The sequence below is a fragment of the Schwartzia succinivorans DSM 10502 genome (assembly GCF_900129225.1).
Taxonomy (GTDB): domain Bacteria; phylum Bacillota; class Negativicutes; order Selenomonadales; family Selenomonadaceae; genus Schwartzia; species Schwartzia succinivorans.
In genome coordinates, this window is record NZ_FQUG01000002.1 from 289,078 (window position 1) to 312,867 (window position 23,790).

A 23,790-nucleotide genomic window follows, 5' to 3' on the forward strand; every position below is an offset into this window, starting at 1 on the left:
CGGTGTGAAAGAGAGGAATTTAGGATGGCCGGAGAACTGATACAGGAAGAAAGAAAACTGGAGAACGGCTGGACTGTCTGGATGGTCAGAAGCCGTATTGATTTGAAGACAGCTGATGAGGTATATAAGCGCGGAGAGGAAATAATAGCGAAGTCGGATAAGACTGCCCTCGACATGTCGGGAGTAGAATATCTTTCCAGCGCCGGAATCCGTGCTATGCTCCGCCTGAACAAGCTGGCACGTAAAAGCTCAAAGGAGTTTACGGTGGTCGGAGCTAATGGCATGCCCAAGGCTGTGCTTGAGGACAGCGGGATGGATGTGCTTTTGAAGGCAAAGGAATCTGTTGATGAATTAATTTGAGGCATTACAAAGTCCTGAATACGTTTCGTTTTATCTGTAGAAAAGCGGGAGAGTTTGCTTTCCCGCTTTATATAATGTAGAATATCTACATAATTATTTTTTATCTTTTACATTTGACAGACTGACTGTTGTAAAAGAACTTGCAGCAGTATGCATATATTTGCATGTTGTTTTGAGGGAGTGTATTAAATGGCCGAGCTTGAGAATTTGCCGGAGGAGGAGCTCTTCGATGAGCTTGGAGACCCGTCTCTTCGACGAATCCTGGATACGATGGTCAAATCAATAGAGGTTAGCAAGTCACAGCTTTATGATGTTTATGAAGCCGCGCATTCCGAAGTGGAGCAGAGCAAGAAAAATCTTGAGTCGGCAAAACGGCAGACGAGGGAAATCATTGATGAGGTTGATGCACTTGTACAGCTTGAGCAGCGGGAAAAACAAAAGCTCGTGCGTGTAAGCTCCAGCTTTTCCGATTATTCTGAGGAAAAGATACAGGAGGCTTATGAGGCTGTAAAGAACGTACAGGTTCAGCTTGGCATTGCACGGGAAAAGGAGCAGCAGCTCAGGAATCAGCGCAATCAGCTGGAGCGCAGACTTGCCCGTCTGCAGAAAACAGTGGGAGCCGCACAGCGTCTGGCGATGAGAATAAGCTCAATGCTCAGCTACCTTAGTGTGCAGATAAGCGACGTAGTGCTGCAGCTTGAAGCGGCATCAAAAAATAAATACCTGAGTGCGGCAATAATCCGCGCCCAGGAGGACGAGCGGCTGCGCGTCTCAAGAGAGATTCATGACGGACCGGCTCAGGATGTCGCGAATATCATGCTGGAAGCATCAATAGTGGAACGCCTTGTGGACATTGACAAGGACGAAGCAAAGATGAGCCTTAAGGAGCTGAGAAAGCATCTTCGGGAGTGTCTCAAGGATATCCGTCAGATTATTTTCGACATGCGTCCAATGTCTCTTGATGATCTTGGACTTGTGGCTGCACTTCAGGCAGTTTCCCGCAAATTTCGTGAAAGAGATATGCTGGTGGTGCATTTCTCCGTGGACGGAGATGAGGTTCAGCTTGAAGAACACGTAAAGACAGGTCTTTTCCGTATAGTACAGGAATCACTGAACAACGTGCTGCATCATTCCGGAGTCAAGGAAGCCGTGCTGCGCATGCTGTATACGGATGCCGCAGTTTCCATCCTCATTGAGGATAAGGGTAAGGGCTTTGACGTAGATGCCTTTGAGGAGCAGAACAAGAGCGATGATGCTGAAAAGAAGCATTTCGGTATTCTCGGAATGAAGGAGCGTGCGACTATAATAGGCGCTCAGTTCAGTGTCACCTCGAAGCCTGGAGAAGGTACGCGGGTTCATATCCGTTTCCCGTTAAAGGTGGAAAATCAGCAGGCACTAAAGGATGAACAGGGGAAGCAGGCATGAAAAAAGAACAGCGGCGGGCGCCGCTGGCGGCTGCAATGGAAGCATATGCCGCCGGCGGCGCTCTTGCTTTTCATACACCGGGACATAAACAGGGGCTGGGGGCAGATCCGCTGTTAAAAAAATTAATAACTGAGGAAGGCCTGAAGCAGGAGGTCTCACTGATGGCCGAGCTTGATGACCTGAATCATCCGGAGGGCTGTATCCGTGAGGCTGAGGAGCTTGCTGCTGAGCTTTGGGATGCTGATTCGGCATTCTTCATGGTAAACGGAACAACAGGCGCTATTCATACCATGATTATGGCGGCGCTTTCTCCGGGGGATGAGGTGCTGGTACCTAGAAACGCGCACCGCTCAATAATGGGAGGCATCGTTCTTTCCGGTGCCTGTCCTGTCTATATGCAGCCAACAGTTGATGAACGTCTTGGAATAGCCATGGGGCTCACGACAGAGTGTGTGGAGGAAACTATCCGCAGACATCCAACCGCAAAGGCTGTTGTAGTCGTTTATCCTACATATTACGGAGTTGCGTGTGACCTTTCTTCAATCGTGAGAACAGCGCATGCTCATGGAATGACGGTTCTTGTTGATGAGGCTCATGGAGCGCATCTGCATTTTTCGGAGGCGCTTCCGCCGGACGCTGTTTCCTGCGGAGCGGATTTAGTTGCGCAGAGCACTCATAAGACACTTGGCTCGATGACTCAGACCTCAATGCTGTTTTTGAAGGGCGGCAGGATTGAACCTGAGCGTGTTCGCCGCACGATGTCCCTTTTGACCTCAACCAGTCCGAACTATCTTTTGATGGCATCGCTGGATATTGCGAGATATCAGATGGCGGCAGAGGGACGGGAGCGTGTCGGACGTGCCGTATGGCTCTCATCTATTGTCCGCTCGGAGGTCAACCGCATGGACGGTCTGTGGTGCTTCGGGAAGGAATACATGGGAGCACCGGGAGCCGAGGCGCTGGATACCGCGAAGCTGACTGTACAGGTGGCAGGGCTTGGTATGACAGGAGCCGAAGCGGAGCAGATTCTCCGATGGAAATATAAGCTTCAATGCGAGCTCGCAGATACCAAAAACGTACTTTTCATCCTGTCCATGGCAGATACGGAGGAAACAGCTGACAGGCTTACTGAAGCGCTTAGGGATTTTTCGCGCACAGAGAAAAAAGGAGACGCGGCTCCGGCTGTGCCTCTCCAGGCAACAACGCTTCCTGCCGTGGTATATACACCCCGCGAGGCAATGTTCCGTGAATCTGAGCGTATTGTATTCGAGGCGGCAGAGGGACGGATTAGCGCTGAGGAAATCGCGTTTTACCCGCCCGGGATTCCGGTTATTCTGCCGGGGGAACGCATTACAAGAGAATTGATTGACTACATAAAGGAAACGGCAGCGCTTGGACTGCGTGTTACAGGACCGCAGGATACAAGTCTCAAGACACTGCGTGTACTTCGCTGACGGAGGCAGAGGAATGGGAGATAAAAAAGGAAAGCTTATAATAATCGAGGCAGGAGACGCCTCGGGAAAAGAAACGCAGACGCGTCTTCTTTATGAAAAACTGAATGCAGAGGGGAAAAACGTAAAACGTGTAGAGTTCCCTGATTACGAAGCGGAGTCCTCGGTGCTTGTCCGCATGTATCTTTCCGGGAAATTCGGAAAGCAGGCAGAGGATGTTGACGCATATGCCGCATCTACATTTTTCGCCGTTGACCGTTACGCGTCCTATCGGATGAAATGGAAAAAGGATTACGAGGCAGGCACGATTATCCTGTCTGACAGATATACGACATCAAATCTCATTCATCAGGCAATCAAGCTGAAGGATGAAACGGAGCGTGAAAAGTACACGGAGTGGCTGCAGGACCTTGAGTACGAAAAGCTTGGACTGCCGCGCCCTGACTGCGTGGTTTTTCTGGATATGGCACCTGCCGTGAGCGACAAGCTTTTGGCGGCACGGGCCAAGGAAACAGGAGTCAGCGAGGATATTCACGAAAAAGACAAGGCATATCTTCACCGCTGCTACGAAGCCTACTGCGCCGCGGCAGAAAAATTCGGATGGAAGCATGTTGTATGCAGCGATGGTGTAAATCCCCGTCCGCCCAAGGAGATTGCAGAAGACGTGTGGAACGCTGTACGCGATTATATTTAAGGAGTTTGTATGATAAAAGAAGTTCTTGTAGTTGAAGGGAAAATGGACGTTGTCGCCATTGACAAGGCTGTCGAGGCAGACTGCATAACAACGGGAGGCTTTACGCTTAGTAAGCGCTCCCTCAATGATATTGCCGAGGCGTATAAAAAGCGCGGCATAATAATTCTGACTGATCCGGACGGAGCCGGAGAAAGGATACGCAGATTTCTTTCAAAAAGATTTCCGGAGGCCAAGCATGCTTTTATTCCAAGAGAAGAAGCAACAGCCCATGATGATGTGGGTGTGGAGCAGGCGTCCCCGGAATCTATCCGAAAGGCACTGGAAAAGGTGCATACACTTCAGTGGAATCCGACAGAGATTTTCACGATGACTGAGCTGATAGTCAACCGCCTAAGCGGAGGAGCGGAAGCATCAGACCGCAGGGCAAAGCTGGGAGCGGCACTGGGGATTGGCTGGGCAAATGCAAAAACCTTTTTGAAGCGTCTCAACCACTACGGTGTAACACGTGAGGAATTCGAAGCGGCAGTTGCCGCGCTGGACAAAGGGGGCGATGTGGAGTGAAAATGCCAAGAATTGCAGACCGTGGAGTTACAAATCACATACTGAAGGCGTTTAACCTGCACGCCAGCAAACGTCTTGGACAGAATTTTCTTATTGATGCGGGAGTAGTCAATGGAATTGTGGCAACGGCCGAAATTGGACCGGGTGACCGTGTATTGGAAATCGGCCCGGGTATCGGTACACTTACCCAGGCACTTGCAGAGGCAGGTGCTGATGTGACAGCAGTAGAGCTGGATAAAAAACTGCCTGCTGTCCTGGCTGAAACACTCAAAGAATACGACAACGTGCGCATAGTTCCGGGAGACATCCTGAAAACAGACATATCGGCACTTATGGGAGAGGAGCCATTTAAGGTGGTCGCAAATCTTCCTTACTACATAACGACGCCGATTATCATGGCGCTGCTTGAACAGAAGCTTCCAATAACGAGAATCGTTACAATGGTGCAGAAGGAAGTGGCGGAGCGCATGATTGCCGAGCCGGGCGGAAAAGATTACGGTGCTCTTTCTGTTGCCGTTCAGTATTATACACAGCCGGAATTTGCGCTTAACGTGCCGCCGCGCTGCTTCATGCCGGCTCCTGCCGTTGAATCAGCTGTTATGGACTGTGTTGTGAGGAAGGAAGCACCTGTGGACGTTAAGGATGAAAAAATGTTCTTCCGCGTTGTTAAAGCATCCTTTGGGCAGCGCAGGAAAACTCTTAGCAATGCGCTTACAGGAGTGGGAATATCCAAGGACGATGTAAAGAATGTATTGAACACTGCGGGCGTAGACGGCACACGCCGCGGAGAAACCCTTACACTTCGTGAGTTCGCCGCCTTGGCAGATGCAGTAACTGCACTGAATGAAAAATAATGTATTAAGAAAAGAGACGTGAAAATTTTTTATATTTTTCACGTCTCTTTTTACTTTTGCATATTTCTAGTATTATAATATTTATATCAAACAAAAAATCCGAGAGGGGTTTCAATATGGACATAAAACAGGAGACAAACGGTACAGAGCTTACGATGTTTCTTTCAGGGCGTCTGGATACAGTCGCGGCCGTTGACTTTGAAAAGGCACTGGATGCGGTATCGAAGGATGTGACGCTTCTTATCGTTGACTGCGCTGAGCTCTCTTACGTTGCATCCTCAGGACTTCGCATGTTCCTGAGAGCACAGAAGCGCATGAATGCGCAGGGGAAGCTCGTCGTGCGTCATGTGCAGGAGAGTGTCATGGAGGTTTTCTCAATGACCGGATTTGATTCACTGCTTCAGATAGAAAACTAAAACGAAAAACTACAATCGTTTTGATGTCTGCCGGATGAGTATAGGAGAATAGCTATGCAGGAAAACAGAATTAGCTTTGAAGATCTTCCGAAAAAAGATCAGGTGCGGCTTTGCGCAGTTTACGGGTCGCAGCCGAAAAACGGATATACGGCGTACAGGATAGAATACGTCCGTGAACTGACTCCTTATGAAGCATGGTTTTTCGGCCGTGGGAACTTTTTGTCCCCCAGCTTTTTGACACAGACACTCTACAAGCTGAAGGGAACACTTTCCCCGCTTTTATTCAACCGTATCCTCAGAGATTATGAGGCGCAGGAGGATGTGCTTCGGACGAATTACTGCGATATTGGCGACCGTGTGCTGGCTGTGGTGACAAAGGAACGCAAAAATACAGAGCCTGTTATTTACAACAATCTGCAGGGACGCGAGCCGGAAGAAATAGATGAAATGCTTTCCAAGTTTTCGGCAGCGGAGATTCGTTATCCCTTTGATGTAGAAAAGGGTGGACTGCACAGAATTTTTGTTTTTCACACAGGGCCTGATGAATATGCCGTACTTGTTACAGCCGCGCAGATTATTCTTGACCGCTTCGACATCAGAAAGATTTTCAGCCAGCTGCTGAATTTGCCTGAGGTCGAATATTCCGAAGTGAAGCCTGTTTTACAGAGCGGGCACATGGAATCCAAGATGCACGAATATTGGAAGAAGCTTTTGGCCGCTCCGCCGCAGTCCAATGCCCTGCCATGGGAGCTTGAGAACGCGCCGCAGCATTCGTACAAGCAGAGAGCGCGAAACATCGTTCTCTCCGGCGAGCTCTTTTCAAGCCTGGTGGAGGAATCTAAGGGCAACCGCATGATGATGATGGCAATACTGGCCTCCACATGGGGACTTCTTCTGCAGACAGAGGGACGTTTAAAGGATTTGTGCATCTGCCTGCTCGTTCCGAATCAGAACATGCAGAAGGAGGAAGCATGGCGCCCGTTCAGCATGGTGCCTGTACGGCAGACACTGGCAAAGGATGATACAATAGACAGCCTGCTGAAGCGGCAGTTCCAGCAGATGCTTGTATCAAGACCTTATGCATGCCTTGACTGGGAAAGCTTTGAAACCTTCCTTGGAAAGGGAAAGAAGCCCTTCAATCATTTTCTTGATTTTTATGACTTTCTTTCGGAAGAAAAGCCATATTCCCAGCAGTCTGCGGAAGCAAATGGCGGCGTGGTTTCAAGGCGTTCATGGGATTCCAGAAGTACGAAGCTGAGTCTCTATTTCCAGTACACAAAAACGAAAGCTTCCATCATAATGCTTTACGACGAAGCTTCATTTCCACCGGGGATTGGAGACCGCATAGCGAAAACCTACACCTTGCTGCTGCAGCAGATGCTCACGGATATTCATAAGCCTGTTGATGTGATTCAGGAGAATCTTCTTGCACGTCTTCATTCCGAAAAATCGATGCAGGCCGTTTACAAGGAGGAAGAAAAGGCACGCCTGCAGCACGCTGTATCCACAGTGCAGATTCTGCAGGGCGCAAGCTCCGGAACAACGCAGCATTTTGTACAGGCAGGAACGCTTCGCACGTACTTCGAGGGAGACCGCATAGAAGGCACGGACAGAGACTTCCTTTTCGTTGCAGAAGGAAAACTGGCACGCAGTATCGAGGACGGCGAAGGCTGGTACTGCACGCTGGATATCGTAAAGGATGGCGCATGGATTAACGAGACTGTCACGCTTGAAGAACGCAAAGCCACACTCTCAGTTGAGGTTCTTTCCGAGCGCGCTGAGATTTTGGTCGTATCGAAGGAAGCTATGGAAAACATCCTTACCCAGCATCCAAGTCTTTATAAAAAAATCATTACCTACGCTGTCTCACAGCTTGAAAAATATCAAAGACTCTGGGCACAGTCATAAAAGAAAATATCAGAGGGACTATGGAAAATCTTTTTCATAGTCCCTTTTTGTGTGCTGTTAAGTTTGGGGAGGAAAAGAACGATAATATATATAACAGAGTTTATTCGATGATGATTTTATTGCGGATAATTTGCTTAAAGGACTGATATCTCAAATGGCAATGATGATTATGAACAACGCTGCGGCGGCAATGACGCTGGGCGAACTCAATAAAAATATTTCTCAGATCGGCAAGCAGCTTAAAAAGCTCTCGTCCGGACAGCGTATTGTTGGTGCCGGGGATGATGCTTCGGGCTACAGCATTTCGGAGAAGATGCGGGTACGTATACGTGCGCTTGGACAGAATGAGCGGAACGTGCAAAACGGTTCGGCTCTTCTTCGTGTTGCCGAGGGCGGCGTGCAGTCTCAACTTGATATTATGAGAACTATCAAGGAAAAGGTCATTGACGCAGATAACGATACGAATACTGACATTGATCGTGCGACAATACAAAAGGAAATAGATCATGGCTTCCGTCAGATTGAAAATATTGCCCGGGAAACCACCTACAACGGAAAACGCCTGCTTGTTGGGGACAAAGTGGGTGAAAAGGTGTACAGCTGGGTGGTTGATGATAAATCCAGCCTGCTCCCAGGCAGCGATGAGATGCGTATGATTGACATGAATATGATTGACGATAAATACGAAAGCCTAAACGGCATCGTCGGTCCTTTTGATTTGTTTAAAAAGTCGAAGATTGAGAGCGCAACCTTGGATAAACTGGGATTCTCGCCAACAATTCAGCTTGAAGGCGGCGATGATAATATATATACATTTGACAGTTCTTTCAAAACAGTGGATGATTTCGACGGGGCGGCTCTGGCGGAATCGTATTCAGATACGGCAATCGTATTGAAAAAAGGTTCTAATGCAGAAAATAAATATGGTGGTTATGTCAATTACTGTAACGTAAGGCTTAATAATAATGTCAAAGAAGTTGATATTAGTGGTTGTAGTTCGGTAGAAGAGGTTATGGAAGTCATTCAGGCCAAATTGCCGAATATAGTTAAAGGATATGGTGTGGACGAAAATGGCGCCTATTATTTAAAAACTGTCAGAACGCTTGGTGGAAGAATGTACAGATACTCTTCAGCCCAAATGGAAGAGGTTGGTAAGACTGGTCTTTTTAATGGGCCGTCGTATTTTTCGGGGGGAGAAGAAGCTTCAGGTGCTATCGATGATGATCCAGATTCAGTAGAGCCGAATCCGGGCAAAAAGGCAACGTGGAGCCTTTCTGATATGCAAGCAAACACTGGTATCACGATATACCAGGATTATGGTAAATCTATAGCTGGTCTGAAGTTTGTTGATGGGAATGGAGCTCCGTCTCCGTATAACCCATATAACGGAATGCAGACTGTTGGAATAGATTATGAAGGAACTATTTTATTTGGTGATTGTACAGGGGAATTAAAAAATGGGACATTGGAAATTACGGCTTTGAGAGAGGGTATATACGGAAATACTTCTTACTATGTGAAAGACGGAATTGAAAAGGAAAAATATGAGTTTTTGGCGACAAAATCATTGAGTGGCACAAATGACCAACCTTGGGCATATGGAACTGTAGATGTGTCGGCATATGATGATGTGGAAACGTTAATTGATGATTTAAAAGGAAAAGCTATTACATTTAGTTATTCAAATGGGTACGCACAAGATAGCTATTATGAAAATGGATATCCATACGATTTTTCTACCCGAAACGAGTATTCTAACTCAGATGCGCCATACTTTTATGTTGAGTTTATTGATACTGGCTCAAGTAATCCTGTGGATGGAATGTATAAGTTTCCACATAGTATATTTGGCGATGGAGTGGTGGATTTGGATGCTCTGCGCTCTGCTGTTGCGGGCGGAAAGACAATCGCAGAAGCTTTTTATGATTGCTGCAAGAGTTCGACTGCCAGAGAAGTTCAGGGTAGAATTGAAGAAGCTACAAGTGATGGAGGTCAGGTTATTGGCCTGAAAATTAGAGCCGGAAATTTCGGAGTTGGGACTGCCGGCAACAAAGAGAAACTTTTTTTGACACAAAATCAGTTGCGCTCCTACACTTTGGATTATGGTAAGTGGTTTAATGAAAACCCTGACAAGACTATTCCTGATTTTCTTAATAACAAAGGATTTCGTTTTTACTGTGCCAGCTGTGATAATCAATGGTTTAATATTCATTTCATTACAGAAGAATTGCCGGGTGGCAGGCCACAAAATTCGGATCCCGGTGCTGAGGATATCAAACACCTTTATGTCGATGTGTCAGGCGTGACGGATGCGGAATCTTTGGTAAAGGCAATTTATGATCAGGCTATGCCTCAACTTACCGGTTCGGATCCGGATTTGAATCACTTTATGCGTTTGGTTGCGGATGGAGATAAGTTGATTATCTATGATGAACGTAGACTTACTGATTCGTATCTAAGGAATGCTAAGGACAAAAAAGGTAATTACCTTTATGAATACCAGTGGGACGATGCGGAAAATGTTGGCGGCGCAAAAATAGCTGACGGCGTTTGGGATAATGTTTCCATAGGTGAGCGCGATGTGTATGTCCGTGACCTCATAATTCAGGACACTGACCATGCCAGCATGAATATCCGCCTGAGGATTCCTCAGACCACAATGGACCATCTTTTCGGATATCAGGCAGGTACAAGGGATTTGTCGGAGTTTAATGTGCTTACTGCAAAAAGCCGCGAGGAGCTTTTAGGCAATAAGGCAGGCAAATCCCGCAGCGGAAGAATTATCCCGAAGGACGAAAAGGGACTTCTTGACACGGCGATTGATTATCTTACAAACGCAAATACTCTTATTGGTGCGCAGAACATGCGTCTCGGTATGACAGAGTCAAATATAGTAGTTCAGCAGGAGAATACTACTGCATCCGAGTCAACAATCCGCGATGCGGATATGGCGAAAGAAATGGCGGAGTATACGAAAGCGAGCGTGCTTTCACAGGCATCGCAGTCCATGTTGGCGCAGGCCAATCAGAATGGTTCTGCAATATTGAGCCTTCTTCAATAATGCATATCGGATGAAAAAGGGCTTCAGCGCTTAATTGTCAGCGCTGAAGCCCTTTTTTACAAAGTGAAAGGCCGGCAGATTTAGGGGAGGCTGCCGGCCTTTCAGGGAGATAGAGAATGAAAATGAAAATGTGTTGTATATAATTCACCGATTTCTCGGAGAGGGGTTTTAAGAAACCAGCGGATTATATTCTTTTTGCTCGGGGTTCGTGTCCCCCTTGCTTGATACATAATATACAGGAGGTTTATGAAAAGAAACTGACAAATTGGATGAAATTTAGCTGAAAATAAGGGATTGAGGGTTTGCTGCAAAGAAGATTTTGCCTGTGGCAAAACTGGAACGAAGGCGTTATAATATATATTATTTCAATAGGTAAAAGGGAGGTAATTTATTATAGAATTTCAACCTGTGCGTAAGGAAGACAAGGCAGTTCTCGACCCGTTCTTCCGGGCACAATACTATGAGAACTCTCATTATAATTTCACGACGGTTTATATCTGGCGAAATCCGTTTCACATGCAGTGGGCCATCGAAGACGGGGTGCTTTTCATGAAAGCGGAGTGGCAGGGGAAAAAGATGCTGCTAAATCCTTTCGGCCCCGCGGATAAGATGGCAGAGGCTGTGCAAAAGCAGATTGAGTGGGCAAAGTCCAATGATGTTCCGTTCTATGCCTATGGCATAGAGGAAAAGATGGTGCCTGTATATGAGGCTGCATCGGGGATAAAGCTCACGGCCCGTGCAAACCGCGATGAGGCGGATTATTTGTACAATACGCAGGATCTTATTAAGCTTTCGGGACGCAAGTATCATTCGAAGAAGAATCACCTGAATGCTTTTTGGCGTCAGTACCCTGAGGCAGAATATCTTCCTATTACAGAGGATATAGTTCCAGAGTGCAAGCTGAACATGAACGGCTGGTACAAGGAGCTTCAGCAGGAGACTCCTGATGATCCTTATATTGCAACTGAGCGTGAGTCCGTCATGGAAATTTTGAGTGATTTGGAGTATTTCAAGCTCAAGGGTGCTGCTATCCGCATCGGAAAGCGTATTGTTGCTTTTACTCTTGGGGAACAGCTTAATAAGGATACTGTTGTCGTTCATATCGAAAAGGGTGCTCCGGATATCCGTGGCGCGTACACTGTAATCAACCAGTCTTTTTTGGAGCATGAGTGGTCTGAGTTTCCTTATGTGAACCGTCAGGAGGATATGGGACTCGAAGGTCTCAGAACAGCAAAGGAATCGTATCGTCCTGTAAGGATGATACAAAAATATATCATTGAGCCCGCGTAAGGGCAGGAGGAAAAGTTTTTCATGGCAACCCAATCACAGGGCGGTATGCTGAACCGTCTTTTTCATCTTAATGAAAAGAAGACCAATGTTCAGACAGAAATGATCGCCGGCTTTACGACATTTATTTCAGTAGCGTACATTTTGTTTGTTAACCCTAATATCCTTGCGGATGCAGGAATACCGAAGGAAGCTGCTATCGCGGCGACAATCTGGGTGGCGGCACTCACAACGACATTCATGGGCCTCTATGCGAATTATCCTGTGGCACTGGCCCCGGGAATGGGACTTAACGCGTTCTTCACGTACTATGTTGTTGGGACACTGCACCTTCCCTGGCAGGTAGCACTGGGAGCTGTTTTTTTCTCAGGCGTGTTTTTCTTCATCCTTACTGTCGGAGGAGTCAGGCAGGCGATTATAAGAGCCGTGCCTGAGAATCTGAAGCACGCGATTACCGTCGGTATCGGTATGTTTATTGCGTTTATCGGCTTTCGCGGGACAGGTCTTATTGTGGCAGATAAGGCAACGTATATAACTCTCGGTCATGTTGCTGAACCGACGACGCTTCTCGCACTTGTAGGGCTCCTGTTGACGGGTGTTCTCATTGTGCGCGGAGTCAAAGGTTCGATTTTGATTGGTATTGCTGTGATTACACTCGCAAGCATGTTCATGGGACTTTCTCCTGTGCCGCACGGTATTGGGGATATCATGAGCTTTGATATTCCTTCGATGGAAGCGACATTTGGTCAGTTTGATATCCGCGGCGCGTGGGAGTTCGGTATTTTCTCCATCATTTTCACGTTCACGGTTGTTGAACTCTTTGACAATATGGGTACACTCATAGGTCTTACAACAAAAGCGAACCTTGTAAAGGAAGACGGGGAAATCGAAAATCTTGACCGCGCTCTGACAACTGACGCTATAGGTACAATGCTCAGTGCGCTTTTCGGTACTTCAACTGTTACATCTTATCTGGAAAGTGCTGCAGGTATCGCCGAGGGTGGTAAGACAGGCCTTACCGCCGTGACGGTTGCTGTGCTCTTTGTTGTTTCGCTTGTGTTTGCACCGCTTATCGGACTGGTTCCGGCATTTGCCACCAGCCCTGCACTTATCATTGTCGGTGCTCTGATGATATCTGAGGTTCGAAATGTGAGCTTTGGCGCGTTCGATGATGCGCTTCCGGCTTTTCTTACAATCATCATGATGCCTCTGACCTCCAGCATTGCCAACGGCTTTGCTTTCGGTTTTGTCAGCTATGTTGTCATGAAAGTAGGTGCTGGAAAGATAAAGGAAATCAGCCCGATTATGTGGATAATCGCGCTTGCATTCCTTGTCAACCTGGAGCTCCGGGGATAATTTCATATTAAGAATTGGTACAGAATTACTGCCGTGCGAAAAAAAGTACGGCAGTAATTTATTTTTTTTACAAAATTTACTTGCAATTGAGAATCATTCGCTATATAATAAGCCTATCGTAATTGATAGAGATTCTCATTGAGGAAGTGATGCGGTTGGCAAAGGATGATTTCGAGTATGTGCTGGGCTATCACGCCGCACCGATGCTGCTGGGGTTTAAAACAGCCAATCTTATCACCTTCAGGAAAAGCAGGTTCGCCGACTTCGACGGAATGCTTGAATCTTATACGCCATGTTTTAACTGCAAAGGAATTTCGGTTTTCAGAGTTTCCGAAAAGAATGGTCTTGTTGTCATTATGTTTTACCGTGTGGATGCGATGGAACGTGATTTGAACCGCAAAGAGGCCCGGGAAATTTTGAGACGGTGTGGTTATCCCATGAACGGAAGCATTTTTGAGATGCTGGAGCACCTCAGGGAAAGAGTAGAGAGCGAGAAGACTTTTCCACACGAAATAGGACTTTTTCTGGGCTATCCTCCCGGTGACGTTGAAGGGTTTATACGTCACAAGGGAAGGGACTACTGCTGCTGTGGATACTGGAAGGTATATGAGAATGAAAGCGACGCGCGCAGGCTGTTTGGAATCTATGACAGCTGTTCAAGACATTTTTGCCGTGAGCTTGAATGCGGAAAAGAGTTTGCTGAGCTCGTGCGTGCGGTTTGAAAAAGGAGGATATTATCATGAGTAAGATTGCTGTTGTATATTGGTCAGGTACAGGAAATACCGAGATGATGGCTGAGGCATGTGCCGAGGGAGTCAAGGAAAGCGGAAGCGAGGTAACTCTCGCTGAGGTGAGCAGCTTCACGGCAGCCGACACTGCAAATTATGATGGAGTAATGTTCGGATGTCCTGCAATGGGTGCAGAGGTTCTTGAAGAAAGTGTTTTTGAACCGTTCTTCACTGAGGCAGAGGCTTTCCTTGAAAATAAACCGGTAGCGCTTTTCGGTTCCTATGGATGGGGCGGAGGCGCCTGGATGAATGACTGGGCAGAGCGCACCAGAAATGACGGCGCAAAGCTTTTCGGAAACGGACTTGCTGTAGAGAATACGCCTGATAATGATGCGCTTGCAGAGTGCAGGAAGCTTGGCAAGGATTTCGCGGCACAGATTTGATTTTGATTTCCGCATCGTTGTTTGGCCGCAGCGGTGTTGAAATATAGCTTTTTCCACAACATAATACTCCTACCTCAAAAGAGCACTCATCTGCGGAGTGCTCTTTTGACATTCAGTCAGGTAAGTGAAAATAATAATAAGAATGATATGTACTATCATTACCCTTGACAGTGAGAATCATTACTGCTATCATTAAAGCGCATTTAAGGCTACGTTATACGCAGAAAAATTTATGATGGAGGGAAAAGCATGACTTTGAAGGAAGGAAAGACCGGCATGAATCTCAGGATTGTGTCTCTTGAGGATTCGCCGCTGAAAACCCGTTTGATGACGATGGGGCTTATTCCGGGAACTAAAGTGACCGTGCTGCGTTCTGCACCCTTTGGTGACCCGATGGCACTTCGTATTCGTTCTTACAACCTCGCACTGCGCCGTGAAGATGCGGGAAAAATTACGGTCGAGGCAGTGTAAAGGAAGGAGAAGAATATGTCAACATTAGCAGTAGCATTAACGGGTAATCCTAATACAGGAAAATCTACAATTTTTAACGAGCTTACAGGCGCCCGTCAAAAGATCGGAAACTGGCCGGGCGTTACGGTAGACAAGAAGGTCGGCTATGTAAACCATAATGACCGTGCTATTTCTATCGTGGATTTGCCGGGAACCTACAGCATCAGCGCACGTTCCCCGGAGGAGAAAATCGTTATCGATTATCTCATGAACAACAAGCTGGATCTTGTCATGGATGTCGTCGATTCATCAAATCTTGAGAGAAATCTTTTCCTTACGGTTCAGCTTCTGGAGCAGGGTGTTCCGCTTCTTATTGATCTCAACATGCAGGACGAGGCTTCTGCGCATGGTATTCATGTGGATATGAAAAAGCTGGAGGAGCTTCTCGGTATGCCGGTTGTTGAGACGGTTGGTCGTTCAAGCAAGAGCACGAAGAAGCTTCTTGATGTATTTACATCGACCGTTATGTCCCAGTATCATCCAAGCGAGATTCTTGAGGAGCATATTGCAAAGATAAAGGAAATCCGTCAGAACGCGGCATCTGCTGATGCGGCTGAGGAGGCCGTCATTGAGGCGCGTTATGCTTTCATCGACCGCATTATGTCCGAGGCTGTTACGATGGATAATGCCGGTCTTACAAAATCCGAAAAGATTGATAAGGTTTTGGCAAACGGCGTCCTTGCGCTCCCGATTTTCCTTGCGATTATGTATGGGGTATTCCAGATTACATTTGAGTGGATTGGTCAGCCCTTGGCTGATGCTCTTGATGGACTTATCAATGAAGATTTCATTGAGTTCGCCAAGGAAGCCCTTGAGGGAATGGGCGTTGCTGACTGGATGGTATCACTTGTGACTGACGGTATAATCGCCGGTGTTGGTGCGGTGCTTACCTTTGTTCCGCTGATTTTCGTATTGTTCTTCTGCCTGTCCTTCCTGGATGGTACAGGTTACATGGCGCGTATTGCTTTCATTACGGATCCGATTATGCGCCGCTGCGGTCTCACCGGTAAGGGTATCATGCCTCTTATGATGGCGCATGGCTGCGCTGTCCCTGCTGTCATGGGCGCGCGTGCTCTTGATTCTGAAAAGGACCGTCTCGTTTCGATTCTTGTTACACCGTTTTTGACATGCGGCGCAAAGCTTCCTATTATGGCGCTTTTTGCTGCGATGTTCTTCCCGGATAATGCCGGTGATGTTGTTTTCGGCATGTATATTATCGGTGTTGTTATGGCTATTATTGCCGCAAAGATTCTCGGTGCTACTACCTTTAAGGGCGAGGGTTCTACGTTCCTTTTGGAGCTTCCGCCGTACCGCATGCCGGATATGAAGACTGTTCTTCTCGAGACATGGGATAAAGGTAAAGGCTACCTTATTAAAGCCGGAACGATTATCTTTGCTGCGTCGGTGCTTCTCTGGGTTATGTCCAACTATAATTTCAGCGGCCCGTGCGAGATTGACGAGTCGATTTTGGCTACTCTCGGCAGCTGGATGTCCACGCTCTTTGTTTTCCATGGCTTCGCAACATGGGAAGCAGGTGCTGCTCTTCTTTCGGGTATCATGGCTAAAGAAACGGTTGTTGCTACGATGGGCGTTCTTTACGGAGCTGCTGATGTTTCTACGGAAGCTGATGAGGCTCTGGAGGCTGCCAAGACAATGCTGGGTACGGGAATGGCTACAAGCTTTACAACGCTTTCGGCCTTTGCGTTTATGGTATTCTCTCAGCTGTATACTCCGTGTGTGACCGCACTCGGTACAATCAAGAAGGAAACAAATTCCTGGAAATGGATGGGCTTCTCGGCAGTATACATGTTTGCTATTGCATGGGTTGTTTCGCTCATCGTTTACCAGGGCGGTAAGCTGATGGGCTTCTAAGGAGGAAATATTATGGCTACGTTTGTATGTGCTGTGCTGGTAGCGGCTGCGTTGTTCTTTGCGCTGCGGCATATATACCGTAACTTTATAAAGGGTGAATCTGACTGCTGCGGGACGAGTGGATGCTCCTGCGGAGATTCGTGCGGCGGATGCAGTTCGTGCCATCCTCAGAAATAATATGGAACATCTGCGTCGGCAGGGGAGAAATCCTCTGCCGATTTTTTATATGGAAAATTATTCTATGCCAACAGGTGCAAAAAAATATGGAAAATATTGGCGATTTGATTGACAGGCAGAGATTGATGTGTTATCCTATATATCGTCGTGAATGAGACGATACAATTTAATATCATTTATTGGTAGAGCATTTGGAGAGTTGTCCGAGTGGTTGAAGGAGCACGCCTGGAAAGCGTGTATACGGTGAACGCTGTATCGAGAGTTCGAATCTCTCACTCTCCGCCATTTTACTTATCATTCCTTTTCCAGGTCGGACCGCAGCGCTTTGGTCTCGCGCAATGGGGCCCCATGAATCCCGTCAGGTCCGGAAGGAAGCAGCGGTAAGTGGTCAGTCACATGTGCCGCGAGGGTGCCTGAGGGCTGTGGCCCGACGTTGAAAAGGATCATCATATATGCAGCCGTAAGGGCTGCTTTTTTTGTATAGATTTTTGTGTATTGCGCTTTTCGGGGTGAGTTTATGGCAAAAAAAATATACGCGGTAAAGCGTGGAAGAAAAACAGGGCTGTTTAATACATGGGACGAATGCAAGGCGCAGGTTGCAGGGTTTCAGGGGGCTGTTTACAAGGGCTTTATGGATATAGACGAGGCCAATGCATGGCTTTCGGGAAGCACGGCGGCTTCGGTTGCTGTGAAGGGTACGCCTGTAAGAACAGGCGAGCAGACATCGCTTTTCGGAGAAGAGAAGGATGCTCCGATTAATGAGGATTATGTTATTTATACAGACGGTTCCTGTCTCAGGAATCCTGATGGCCCCGGAGGCTGGGCGGCTGTTATAACAAAGACCGCTACAGGGGAAAAGCAGGAAATAAGCGGAGGAGAAGCTTCGACTACAAATAACCGCATGGAGCTTACGGCCGGAATCATGGCTCTCAGGGCTTTGCCGGAGGGAGCTTCTACAGCCTTTTTCGCTGACAGCCAGTACCTGCAGAATGCATTTGTTAAAAGATGGCTGGTGTCGTGGAAACGGCGCGGCTGGATTACATCAACGGGAACTCCTGTTAAAAATCAGGACTTGTGGATGGCACTGGATGCGGAGGTATCATGCCATGAGGTGCATTTCCACTGGGTAAAGGGCCATGCAGGAAATGAGGATAATGAACGGTGCGACAGGCTTGCAAAGGCCGAGGCGATGAAGTTTGCTGATTAAAGGAGACTGACATTATGTTAGGAAGATTTTCACGTACAGAGCTTTTGCTGGGAGAAGCGGCCATGAAAAAGCTGGCAGACAGCAGAGTTGCAATTTTCGGCGTTGGCGGTGTCGGCTCTTTTGTTGCGGAAGGACTTGTACGGGCAGGAGTGGGACATTTTCTTCTAGTTGATAATGATTTGGTGTGTCTCACGAATCTTAACAGGCAGATTCACGCGACAATGAAGACTGTTGGCAAATCCAAGACGGAAGTAATGAAGGAAAGAATGCTCTCAATAAATCCTGAGGCAGAGATTGAAACTGTGGACGAATTTTTCCTGCCGGAGACGGCGGACAAATTCTTTGATAAACCGCTGTATTATATTGTCGATGCCGTGGATACGGTTACGGCAAAGATTGGGCTCGTGATGGAGGGCGAAAAGAGAGGCATTCCTGTCATGAGCAGTATGGGAGCAGGAAACAAGCTTGATCCATCGGCTTTTCGTGTGGCAGATATATATGAAACCAGGGTATGTCCTCTTGCCAAGGTGATGAGGAAGGAGCTGCGGGCGCGCGGCATAAAAAAACTCAAGGTAGTTTATTCCGAGGAACAGCCGATAAAGCCTGCCGTTTCGGGATGCGGAGCGAATTGTATATGTCCGCCGGGGAGCGCAAGGAACTGTGATGTCCGCAGGGCTGTTCCGGGAAGTGTTTCTTTTGTGCCGTCAGTGGCGGGGCTTATAATTGCCGGTGAGGTTGTGAAGGATTTGACAGCAGGTGTCCGTCGGGAGGTCGGGGTATGAATATTTCTGTTTTGGGCTGCGGCCGCTGGGGTTCTTTTCACGCGTGGTATGCGGATAAAATCGGTCATGACGTTGTTCTCTGGGGCCGCCCGGGTTCAAAGAATCTTGCGGAGCTTCGTGACAGGCATGCGAACGAATATCTTCAGATGCCTGAGTCTGTTGAGCTTTCTGACGATCTTTCCTATGCGGTGGAGCGTGCGGATATTATCATAATTTCAATCGGCGCGCAGCAGCTTCGGTCCTTCGCGGGACAGCTGGCTGAGCTCCCGATTAAGAATAAAACCTTTGTGCTTTGCATGAAAGGACTTGAAATCGGCACGGGAAAGAGGCTTTCTGTTGTGATGCGCGAGGAGGTCGGCCCTGAGCCTGATATAGCGGTATGGGTTGGCCCGGGACATGTGCAGGATTTTCTTAAGGGGATTCCAAACTGCATGATTCTTGCTTCTGATTCCGATGAGGTAACAGCAAGGCTTGTTCCGATTTTTCACGGGCCTCTTATCCGTTTTTATTATGGAAAGGATTTGCTTGGTACTGAGATTGGTGCAGCTGCGAAAAATGTAGTAGGACTGGCTGCGGGAATGCTTGACGGAGTGCATTACGGAAGCCTCAAGGGAGCGCTTATGGCACGGGGAACAAAGGAGCTTTCACGCCTGATTGATGCCATGGGCGGTGATGCTATGACTGTCTACGGGCTGTCGCATCTTGGTGATTATGAAGCAACGCTTTTTTCGCCGCACAGCAACAACCGCCGTTATGGAGAAAATCTCATGCTGGGCAAGCCTTCGACGAAGCTGGCGGAGGGTGTTTACACCGCTGAGGCTCTCATGGCACTCTCGAAGGAGTATAATGTGGAGCTTCCCATAAGCCGTTCGGTATATGAAATAGTATGCTGCCATAAAGAACCGAAGGCAGAGCTCGAGAGACTTTTTTTGCGTTCTGAAAAAGAAGAATAAAGGTGAATGTATGTACAGCCCCGGGGTTAATCTGCTGCCCCGGGGCTTTTGCGCATATGGGCTGACGGCTGATGTTTTGCTGTAAGCGGAAAATGTTTTTTGTATTTTTTGTTCTATGTATAGAAATTGCATACCTTGTATGCTATAATGATATACATATTTGAGATTTCAAAAGGGGGAATCACTATGAGGTTGGGGAAATGGAGCAGATTTGCAGTGCTCGGAGTGCTGCTTGCGTTTGCTGCCGTGATTTTTGCAGGATGCGGCGGAGGAGACGGCAAGAGTGCCGAGAAGAAGTTCCTGAATATTGCCACGGGCGGTACGGCAGGAACGTATTATCCGATTGGCGGCGCTATGGCTGAAATTCTGAACAAGAAGATTCCGGGTATGAACGCAAGCGCTCAGAGTACAGGAGCTTCCGTTGCTAATATCAATATGCTGAAGGACGGCTCAGTGGATTTGGCAATCGTTCAGAATGATATTACGTACTATGCTATGAACGGCACGGAAATGTTTAAGGATAAGAAGGTAGAAAACCTTCGCGGTATCGCAACTCTCTATCCTGAGACGTGCCAGATTGTTACGCTTGAGAAAAACGGTATCAAATCAATCGCAGACCTCAAGGGCAAACGCGTTGCGGTAGGTGCCAGCGGAAGCGGTGCTGAGGCTAATGCACGTCAGATTCTGGCTGTGTATGGAATCACCTATGATGATATCCAGGTGCAGTACCTCTCCTTCGGTGAGGCATCCAATGCTCTGAAGGACGGCAATGTTGATGCCGCATTCGTTACGGCAGGCTATCCAACGGCGGCTATTCAGGATATTGCATCCCAGCATCCGGTTCGTCTGCTGGCGGTAGATGCTGCAGCTGCTGACAAGCTCATCGCAAAATATCCGTTCTATACAAAGACAAAAATTCCGGCAGGCACTTACGCAGGCTTCAATGAAGAGGTCGAGGCTGTCTCCGTTATGGCAATGCTTGTTGCTACGGATAAGCTGAACGATTCGCTGGGATACGAGGTTACGAAGGCGCTCTTCACAACACTCGACCGCATTCAGTCGGCTCATTCGGTAGGCAAGCTCATCACAAAGGAAGGCGCTATGAAGGGCATGCCGATTAAGATGAATGCAGGCGCTGAGAAATTCTTCAAGGAATAACTTGAAAAGATTCGGCTAAAATTTGAACGGGCGCGGCTGCGCCCGTTTTCTCTGTGAAAGGCGTACGGGATTATGAAACGAAGAATGACAGTATTGCTTTTGGCTTTGGTGTTTGTTGGAGTCGGATGCTATATTTTTTGCCCGCGTCTTGTGGTGTCTTCGGATGAAAAGATTTTGTTTTCCGTTCCGGCGGAGAAGGGACTTGCCTTTTCAACGCGGTTTATCCATTCCGTGCAAAAGACACCTGTAGAAGAGTACTTCACGGTAAACGAGAGAATAGACGGAGTTGTGCTTCACTCGACGAGATATCAGTCCTTTGGCGTCGGTCTGCCGTTTCTTTCAACGGACGGTAATTTCAGGCGTGATGGAGACTGGTTCGTAATGGAGGGCATGGAGAGAAAGCTTTCTTCGGTTGTCCTTCGTCCCGGTGTTGGTACAGAGCTTACACTGAGAATTAAAGATAAGATTTTCCCTTTATATGAAATGGTTCCCCTGGGGACACCGATTACTGTTCAGGTCGTCCCAAGGTATAAAATATGGTCCGGGCTCGACGGCTGAGCTCATGGAAAGGTTGATGGATTCATGGCAGATGAAAAAAACGAAAAGCTTGCCAAGGATGTGCTGAAAAAATATGATAAGGAATCGAACGCGGCAGCACATAAAGGTCTCCTGGCAAAGTTTGTGTCCGCGCTTGCTATAGCATTTTCAGTATTTCAGCTGTACACGGCTGTTTTCGGGGTTCTTGACGCGCAGCTGCAGCGTGCGGTACATCTGGGATTCGGTCTCGCACTGGTATTCCTTCTTTTTCCTACAAGGAGAAAGCATGGGCCTGAGCTTCATATTGAGGATTATATTCTTGCGTTTTTGGGAGCGGCTGCACCGGCGTATATTTTCATTGAATATCAGCAGCTTGTACTGCGCGCAGGCACAGTGACAACGATGGATTTTGCTGTCGGGGCTGTGGGACTTCTGCTTGTTATTGAGGCAACGCGCCGTGTGGTAGGAATCCCGATGCTTGTGGTGGTGACGGCGTTTCTTGCCTATGCCTTCGCAGGTCCTTATATGCCGGGCATGCTTGCGCACCGCGGACTTACTCCGCAGCAGCTCATAGGGCATCTGTTCTTCACGACAGAGGGTATTTTCGGTATTCCTCTTGGCGTATCGTCAACGTTTATTTTCCTGTTCATTCTGTTTGGCGCATATCTTGAATCAACAGGGCTTGGACGATTTTTCATTGATCTGGCAAACGCTATTGCGGGCTGGGCAAGCGGCGGTCCTGCAAAGGTGGCTGTTCTTTCCTCGGGACTCATGGGTACAGTATCCGGAAGCTCCGTTGCAAACGTCGTTGGCACAGGAAGCTTTACTATACCTATGATGAAAAAGCTTGGCTATGATAAAGAATTTGCCGGTGCCGTAGAGGCGGCCGCATCTACAGGCGGACAGCTGATGCCGCCTGTTATGGGGGCCGCGGCGTTTCTTATGGCTGAGTTCGTGGGTGTTCCTTATATTGACGTCGTAAAGGCTGCCATCATTCCGGCTGTTTTGTATTTCGCAGGAGTATGGCTTGGCGTTCACTTTGAGGCAAAGCGCAAAAATCTTAAAGGCGTCCCCAGAGAGGAGCTGCCGAAGGCAAGCGTGATTTTGAAGGAGCGGGGTCATCTTGCAATTCCTCTCGTTGTAATAATTTATCTGCTTGTCAGTGGTTATACACCGATGCGTGCGGCGCTTTTTGCAATCGTCCTTTCCATTGCGGCATCGTCTCTCCGCGCATCAACGCGCATGAAGCCTATGGAGGTTGTTAAGGGGCTTGAAAACGGCGCGCGCAATATTTTGGGTGTTCTTGTTGCATGTGCTTCCGCAGGTATTATCATAGGTGTTGTTACAAAGACGGGTGTTGGACTGAAGCTTGCTTCCGCGCTTTTGGAGCTTTCAGGAGGTATGCTTCTTCCGACGATGTTCTTTACGATGATTACAGCACTTCTTCTTGGAATGGGCGTTCCGACAACCGCTAACTATGTCATAACGTCCACTATCGCTGCACCGGCTCTTGTGCAGATGGGTATTCCTGTTTTGGCTGCCCACATGTTTGTGTTCTATTTCGGTATCATAGCGGATGTTACTCCTCCTGTGGCGCTGGCTGCCTACGCAGGCTCTGCCATCAGCGGAGGCAATCCGCTTATGACGGGTGTCAATGCATCGAAGCTGGCGATTGCGGCCTTCATTATTCCATACGTGTTTGTATTGAACCCTGTGGTTCTGATGGTGGACGCGACTCCTTTGGCACTTGTCCAGACGCTTGTTACAGCTGTAATCGGAATGATTGCCGTAAGCTCATCGCTGATTGGATTCCTTGCGAACGATATGCGCATGGTTGAACGGCTGATTTTATTTGCCGCAGGAATTATGATGATTATTCCGGGCGGAGTAACGGATGCTGCCGGACTTGCCATCCTTGTGGCCTGCATAGTTTTTCAGAAGAGAAGAAAGAACGCTGAGGCTGCGGTTTAACTTAATATGATGTTTAAAAAAGGCATTGGTTTCCAGTGCCTTTTTTGTATATAGATTGCTTTGCAATTTGTCCGATTAT

The 23,790-nt window shown here is 47.8% G+C and carries 22 protein-coding genes, 1 tRNA gene, 1 other RNA gene and 1 pseudogene; all 25 read left to right on the top strand.

What is annotated here, in order from left to right:
* Positions 1–24 precede the first annotated feature (24 nt).
* Positions 25–360: an STAS domain-containing protein gene (locus BUA83_RS01245; RefSeq protein WP_072934368.1), complete on the top strand. Its 336-nt coding sequence runs from the start codon at positions 25–27 to the stop codon at positions 358–360.
* A gap of 189 nt (positions 361–549) precedes the next feature.
* Positions 550–1,785 carry a sensor histidine kinase gene (locus BUA83_RS01250; RefSeq protein ID WP_072934369.1) on the top strand — a complete coding sequence of 412 codons (1,236 nt, stop codon included), beginning with the start codon at positions 550–552 and terminating at the stop codon, positions 1,783–1,785.
* Positions 1,782–3,239 (top strand): aminotransferase class I/II-fold pyridoxal phosphate-dependent enzyme, encoded by a 1,458-nt coding sequence (locus tag BUA83_RS01255; protein ID WP_072934370.1) that lies wholly within the window; start codon positions 1,782–1,784, stop codon positions 3,237–3,239. The genes BUA83_RS01250 and BUA83_RS01255 overlap by 4 nt, the downstream gene beginning before the upstream one ends.
* A gap of 13 nt (positions 3,240–3,252) precedes the next feature.
* A complete protein-coding gene (locus BUA83_RS01260) occupies positions 3,253–3,930 on the top strand; it encodes a dTMP kinase (RefSeq protein WP_072934371.1) in 678 nt (225 codons plus the stop codon).
* A 9-nt stretch (positions 3,931–3,939) separates the two neighbouring features.
* A complete protein-coding gene (rnmV, locus tag BUA83_RS01265) occupies positions 3,940–4,491 on the top strand; it encodes a ribonuclease M5 (protein ID WP_072934372.1) in 552 nt (183 codons plus the stop codon).
* Between the two features lie 2 nt (positions 4,492–4,493).
* Positions 4,494–5,345, top strand: coding sequence for a 16S rRNA (adenine(1518)-N(6)/adenine(1519)-N(6))-dimethyltransferase RsmA (gene rsmA / locus BUA83_RS01270; protein ID WP_072934680.1), 852 nt, complete (start codon positions 4,494–4,496; stop codon positions 5,343–5,345).
* Positions 5,346–5,461: 116 nt separating this feature from the next.
* Positions 5,462–5,761: an STAS domain-containing protein gene (locus tag BUA83_RS01275; RefSeq protein ID WP_072934373.1), complete on the top strand. Its 300-nt coding sequence runs from the start codon at positions 5,462–5,464 to the stop codon at positions 5,759–5,761.
* Positions 5,762–5,815: 54 nt separating this feature from the next.
* On the top strand, positions 5,816–7,669 hold the full coding sequence (locus BUA83_RS01280; protein ID WP_072934374.1) for a condensation domain-containing protein: 1,854 nt from the start codon (positions 5,816–5,818) through the stop codon (positions 7,667–7,669).
* Positions 7,670–7,838: 169 nt separating this feature from the next.
* Positions 7,839–8,231 (top strand): annotated as a pseudogene (locus BUA83_RS12785) (flagellin); the annotation flags it as partial.
* Between the two features lie 2,097 nt (positions 8,232–10,328).
* Positions 10,329–10,730: a flagellin gene (locus BUA83_RS12885; protein ID WP_268793921.1), complete on the top strand. Its 402-nt coding sequence runs from the start codon at positions 10,329–10,331 to the stop codon at positions 10,728–10,730.
* Between the two features lie 408 nt (positions 10,731–11,138).
* Positions 11,139–12,020, top strand: a complete 882-nt coding sequence (locus BUA83_RS01290) for a DUF2156 domain-containing protein (RefSeq protein WP_234988188.1) — start codon at positions 11,139–11,141, stop codon at positions 12,018–12,020.
* A gap of 21 nt (positions 12,021–12,041) precedes the next feature.
* Positions 12,042–13,373, top strand: coding sequence for an NCS2 family permease (locus BUA83_RS01295; protein ID WP_072934377.1), 1,332 nt, complete (start codon positions 12,042–12,044; stop codon positions 13,371–13,373).
* Positions 13,374–13,522: 149 nt separating this feature from the next.
* Complete coding sequence (locus BUA83_RS01300) at positions 13,523–14,095, top strand: DUF3793 family protein (protein ID WP_072934378.1); 573 nt, start codon at positions 13,523–13,525, stop codon at positions 14,093–14,095.
* A 17-nt stretch (positions 14,096–14,112) separates the two neighbouring features.
* Positions 14,113–14,544 carry a flavodoxin gene (locus BUA83_RS01305; RefSeq protein ID WP_072934379.1) on the top strand — a complete coding sequence of 144 codons (432 nt, stop codon included), beginning with the start codon at positions 14,113–14,115 and terminating at the stop codon, positions 14,542–14,544.
* Between the two features lie 249 nt (positions 14,545–14,793).
* Positions 14,794–15,015, top strand: a complete 222-nt coding sequence (locus BUA83_RS01310) for a FeoA family protein (RefSeq protein WP_072934380.1) — start codon at positions 14,794–14,796, stop codon at positions 15,013–15,015.
* 15 nt (positions 15,016–15,030) lie between these two features.
* Entirely contained in the window at positions 15,031–16,926 is a 1,896-nt protein-coding gene (gene feoB / locus BUA83_RS01315) for a ferrous iron transport protein B (RefSeq protein WP_072934381.1), read from the top strand.
* A gap of 12 nt (positions 16,927–16,938) precedes the next feature.
* The gene (locus tag BUA83_RS12535) at positions 16,939–17,103 is read left to right on the top strand and encodes a FeoB-associated Cys-rich membrane protein (RefSeq protein WP_144340487.1); all 165 of its coding nucleotides are present in this window, start codon (positions 16,939–16,941) and stop codon (positions 17,101–17,103) included.
* A 193-nt stretch (positions 17,104–17,296) separates the two neighbouring features.
* Positions 17,297–17,388, top strand: a tRNA-Ser gene (locus tag BUA83_RS01320).
* A gap of 37 nt (positions 17,389–17,425) precedes the next feature.
* Positions 17,426–17,525, top strand: an RNA gene (ffs, locus tag BUA83_RS01325) — signal recognition particle sRNA small type.
* A 95-nt stretch (positions 17,526–17,620) separates the two neighbouring features.
* Positions 17,621–18,310 (top strand): ribonuclease HI, encoded by a 690-nt coding sequence (gene rnhA, locus BUA83_RS01330; protein WP_072934382.1) that lies wholly within the window; start codon positions 17,621–17,623, stop codon positions 18,308–18,310.
* A gap of 14 nt (positions 18,311–18,324) precedes the next feature.
* Positions 18,325–19,092, top strand: coding sequence for a tRNA threonylcarbamoyladenosine dehydratase (locus tag BUA83_RS01335; RefSeq protein ID WP_072934383.1), 768 nt, complete (start codon positions 18,325–18,327; stop codon positions 19,090–19,092).
* Positions 19,089–20,045 (top strand): NAD(P)H-dependent glycerol-3-phosphate dehydrogenase, encoded by a 957-nt coding sequence (locus BUA83_RS01340; protein WP_072934384.1) that lies wholly within the window; start codon positions 19,089–19,091, stop codon positions 20,043–20,045. Before BUA83_RS01335 ends, BUA83_RS01340 begins: the two co-directional genes overlap by 4 nt.
* A 186-nt stretch (positions 20,046–20,231) precedes the next feature.
* Entirely contained in the window at positions 20,232–21,203 is a 972-nt protein-coding gene (locus tag BUA83_RS01345; RefSeq protein ID WP_072934385.1) for a TAXI family TRAP transporter solute-binding subunit, read from the top strand.
* A gap of 72 nt (positions 21,204–21,275) precedes the next feature.
* Entirely contained in the window at positions 21,276–21,761 is a 486-nt protein-coding gene (locus BUA83_RS01350; protein ID WP_072934386.1) for a DUF1850 domain-containing protein, read from the top strand.
* Positions 21,762–21,785: 24 nt separating this feature from the next.
* Complete coding sequence (locus BUA83_RS01355; protein ID WP_072934387.1) at positions 21,786–23,711, top strand: TRAP transporter permease; 1,926 nt, start codon at positions 21,786–21,788, stop codon at positions 23,709–23,711.
* The last annotated feature ends 79 nt before the right edge of the window (positions 23,712–23,790 follow it).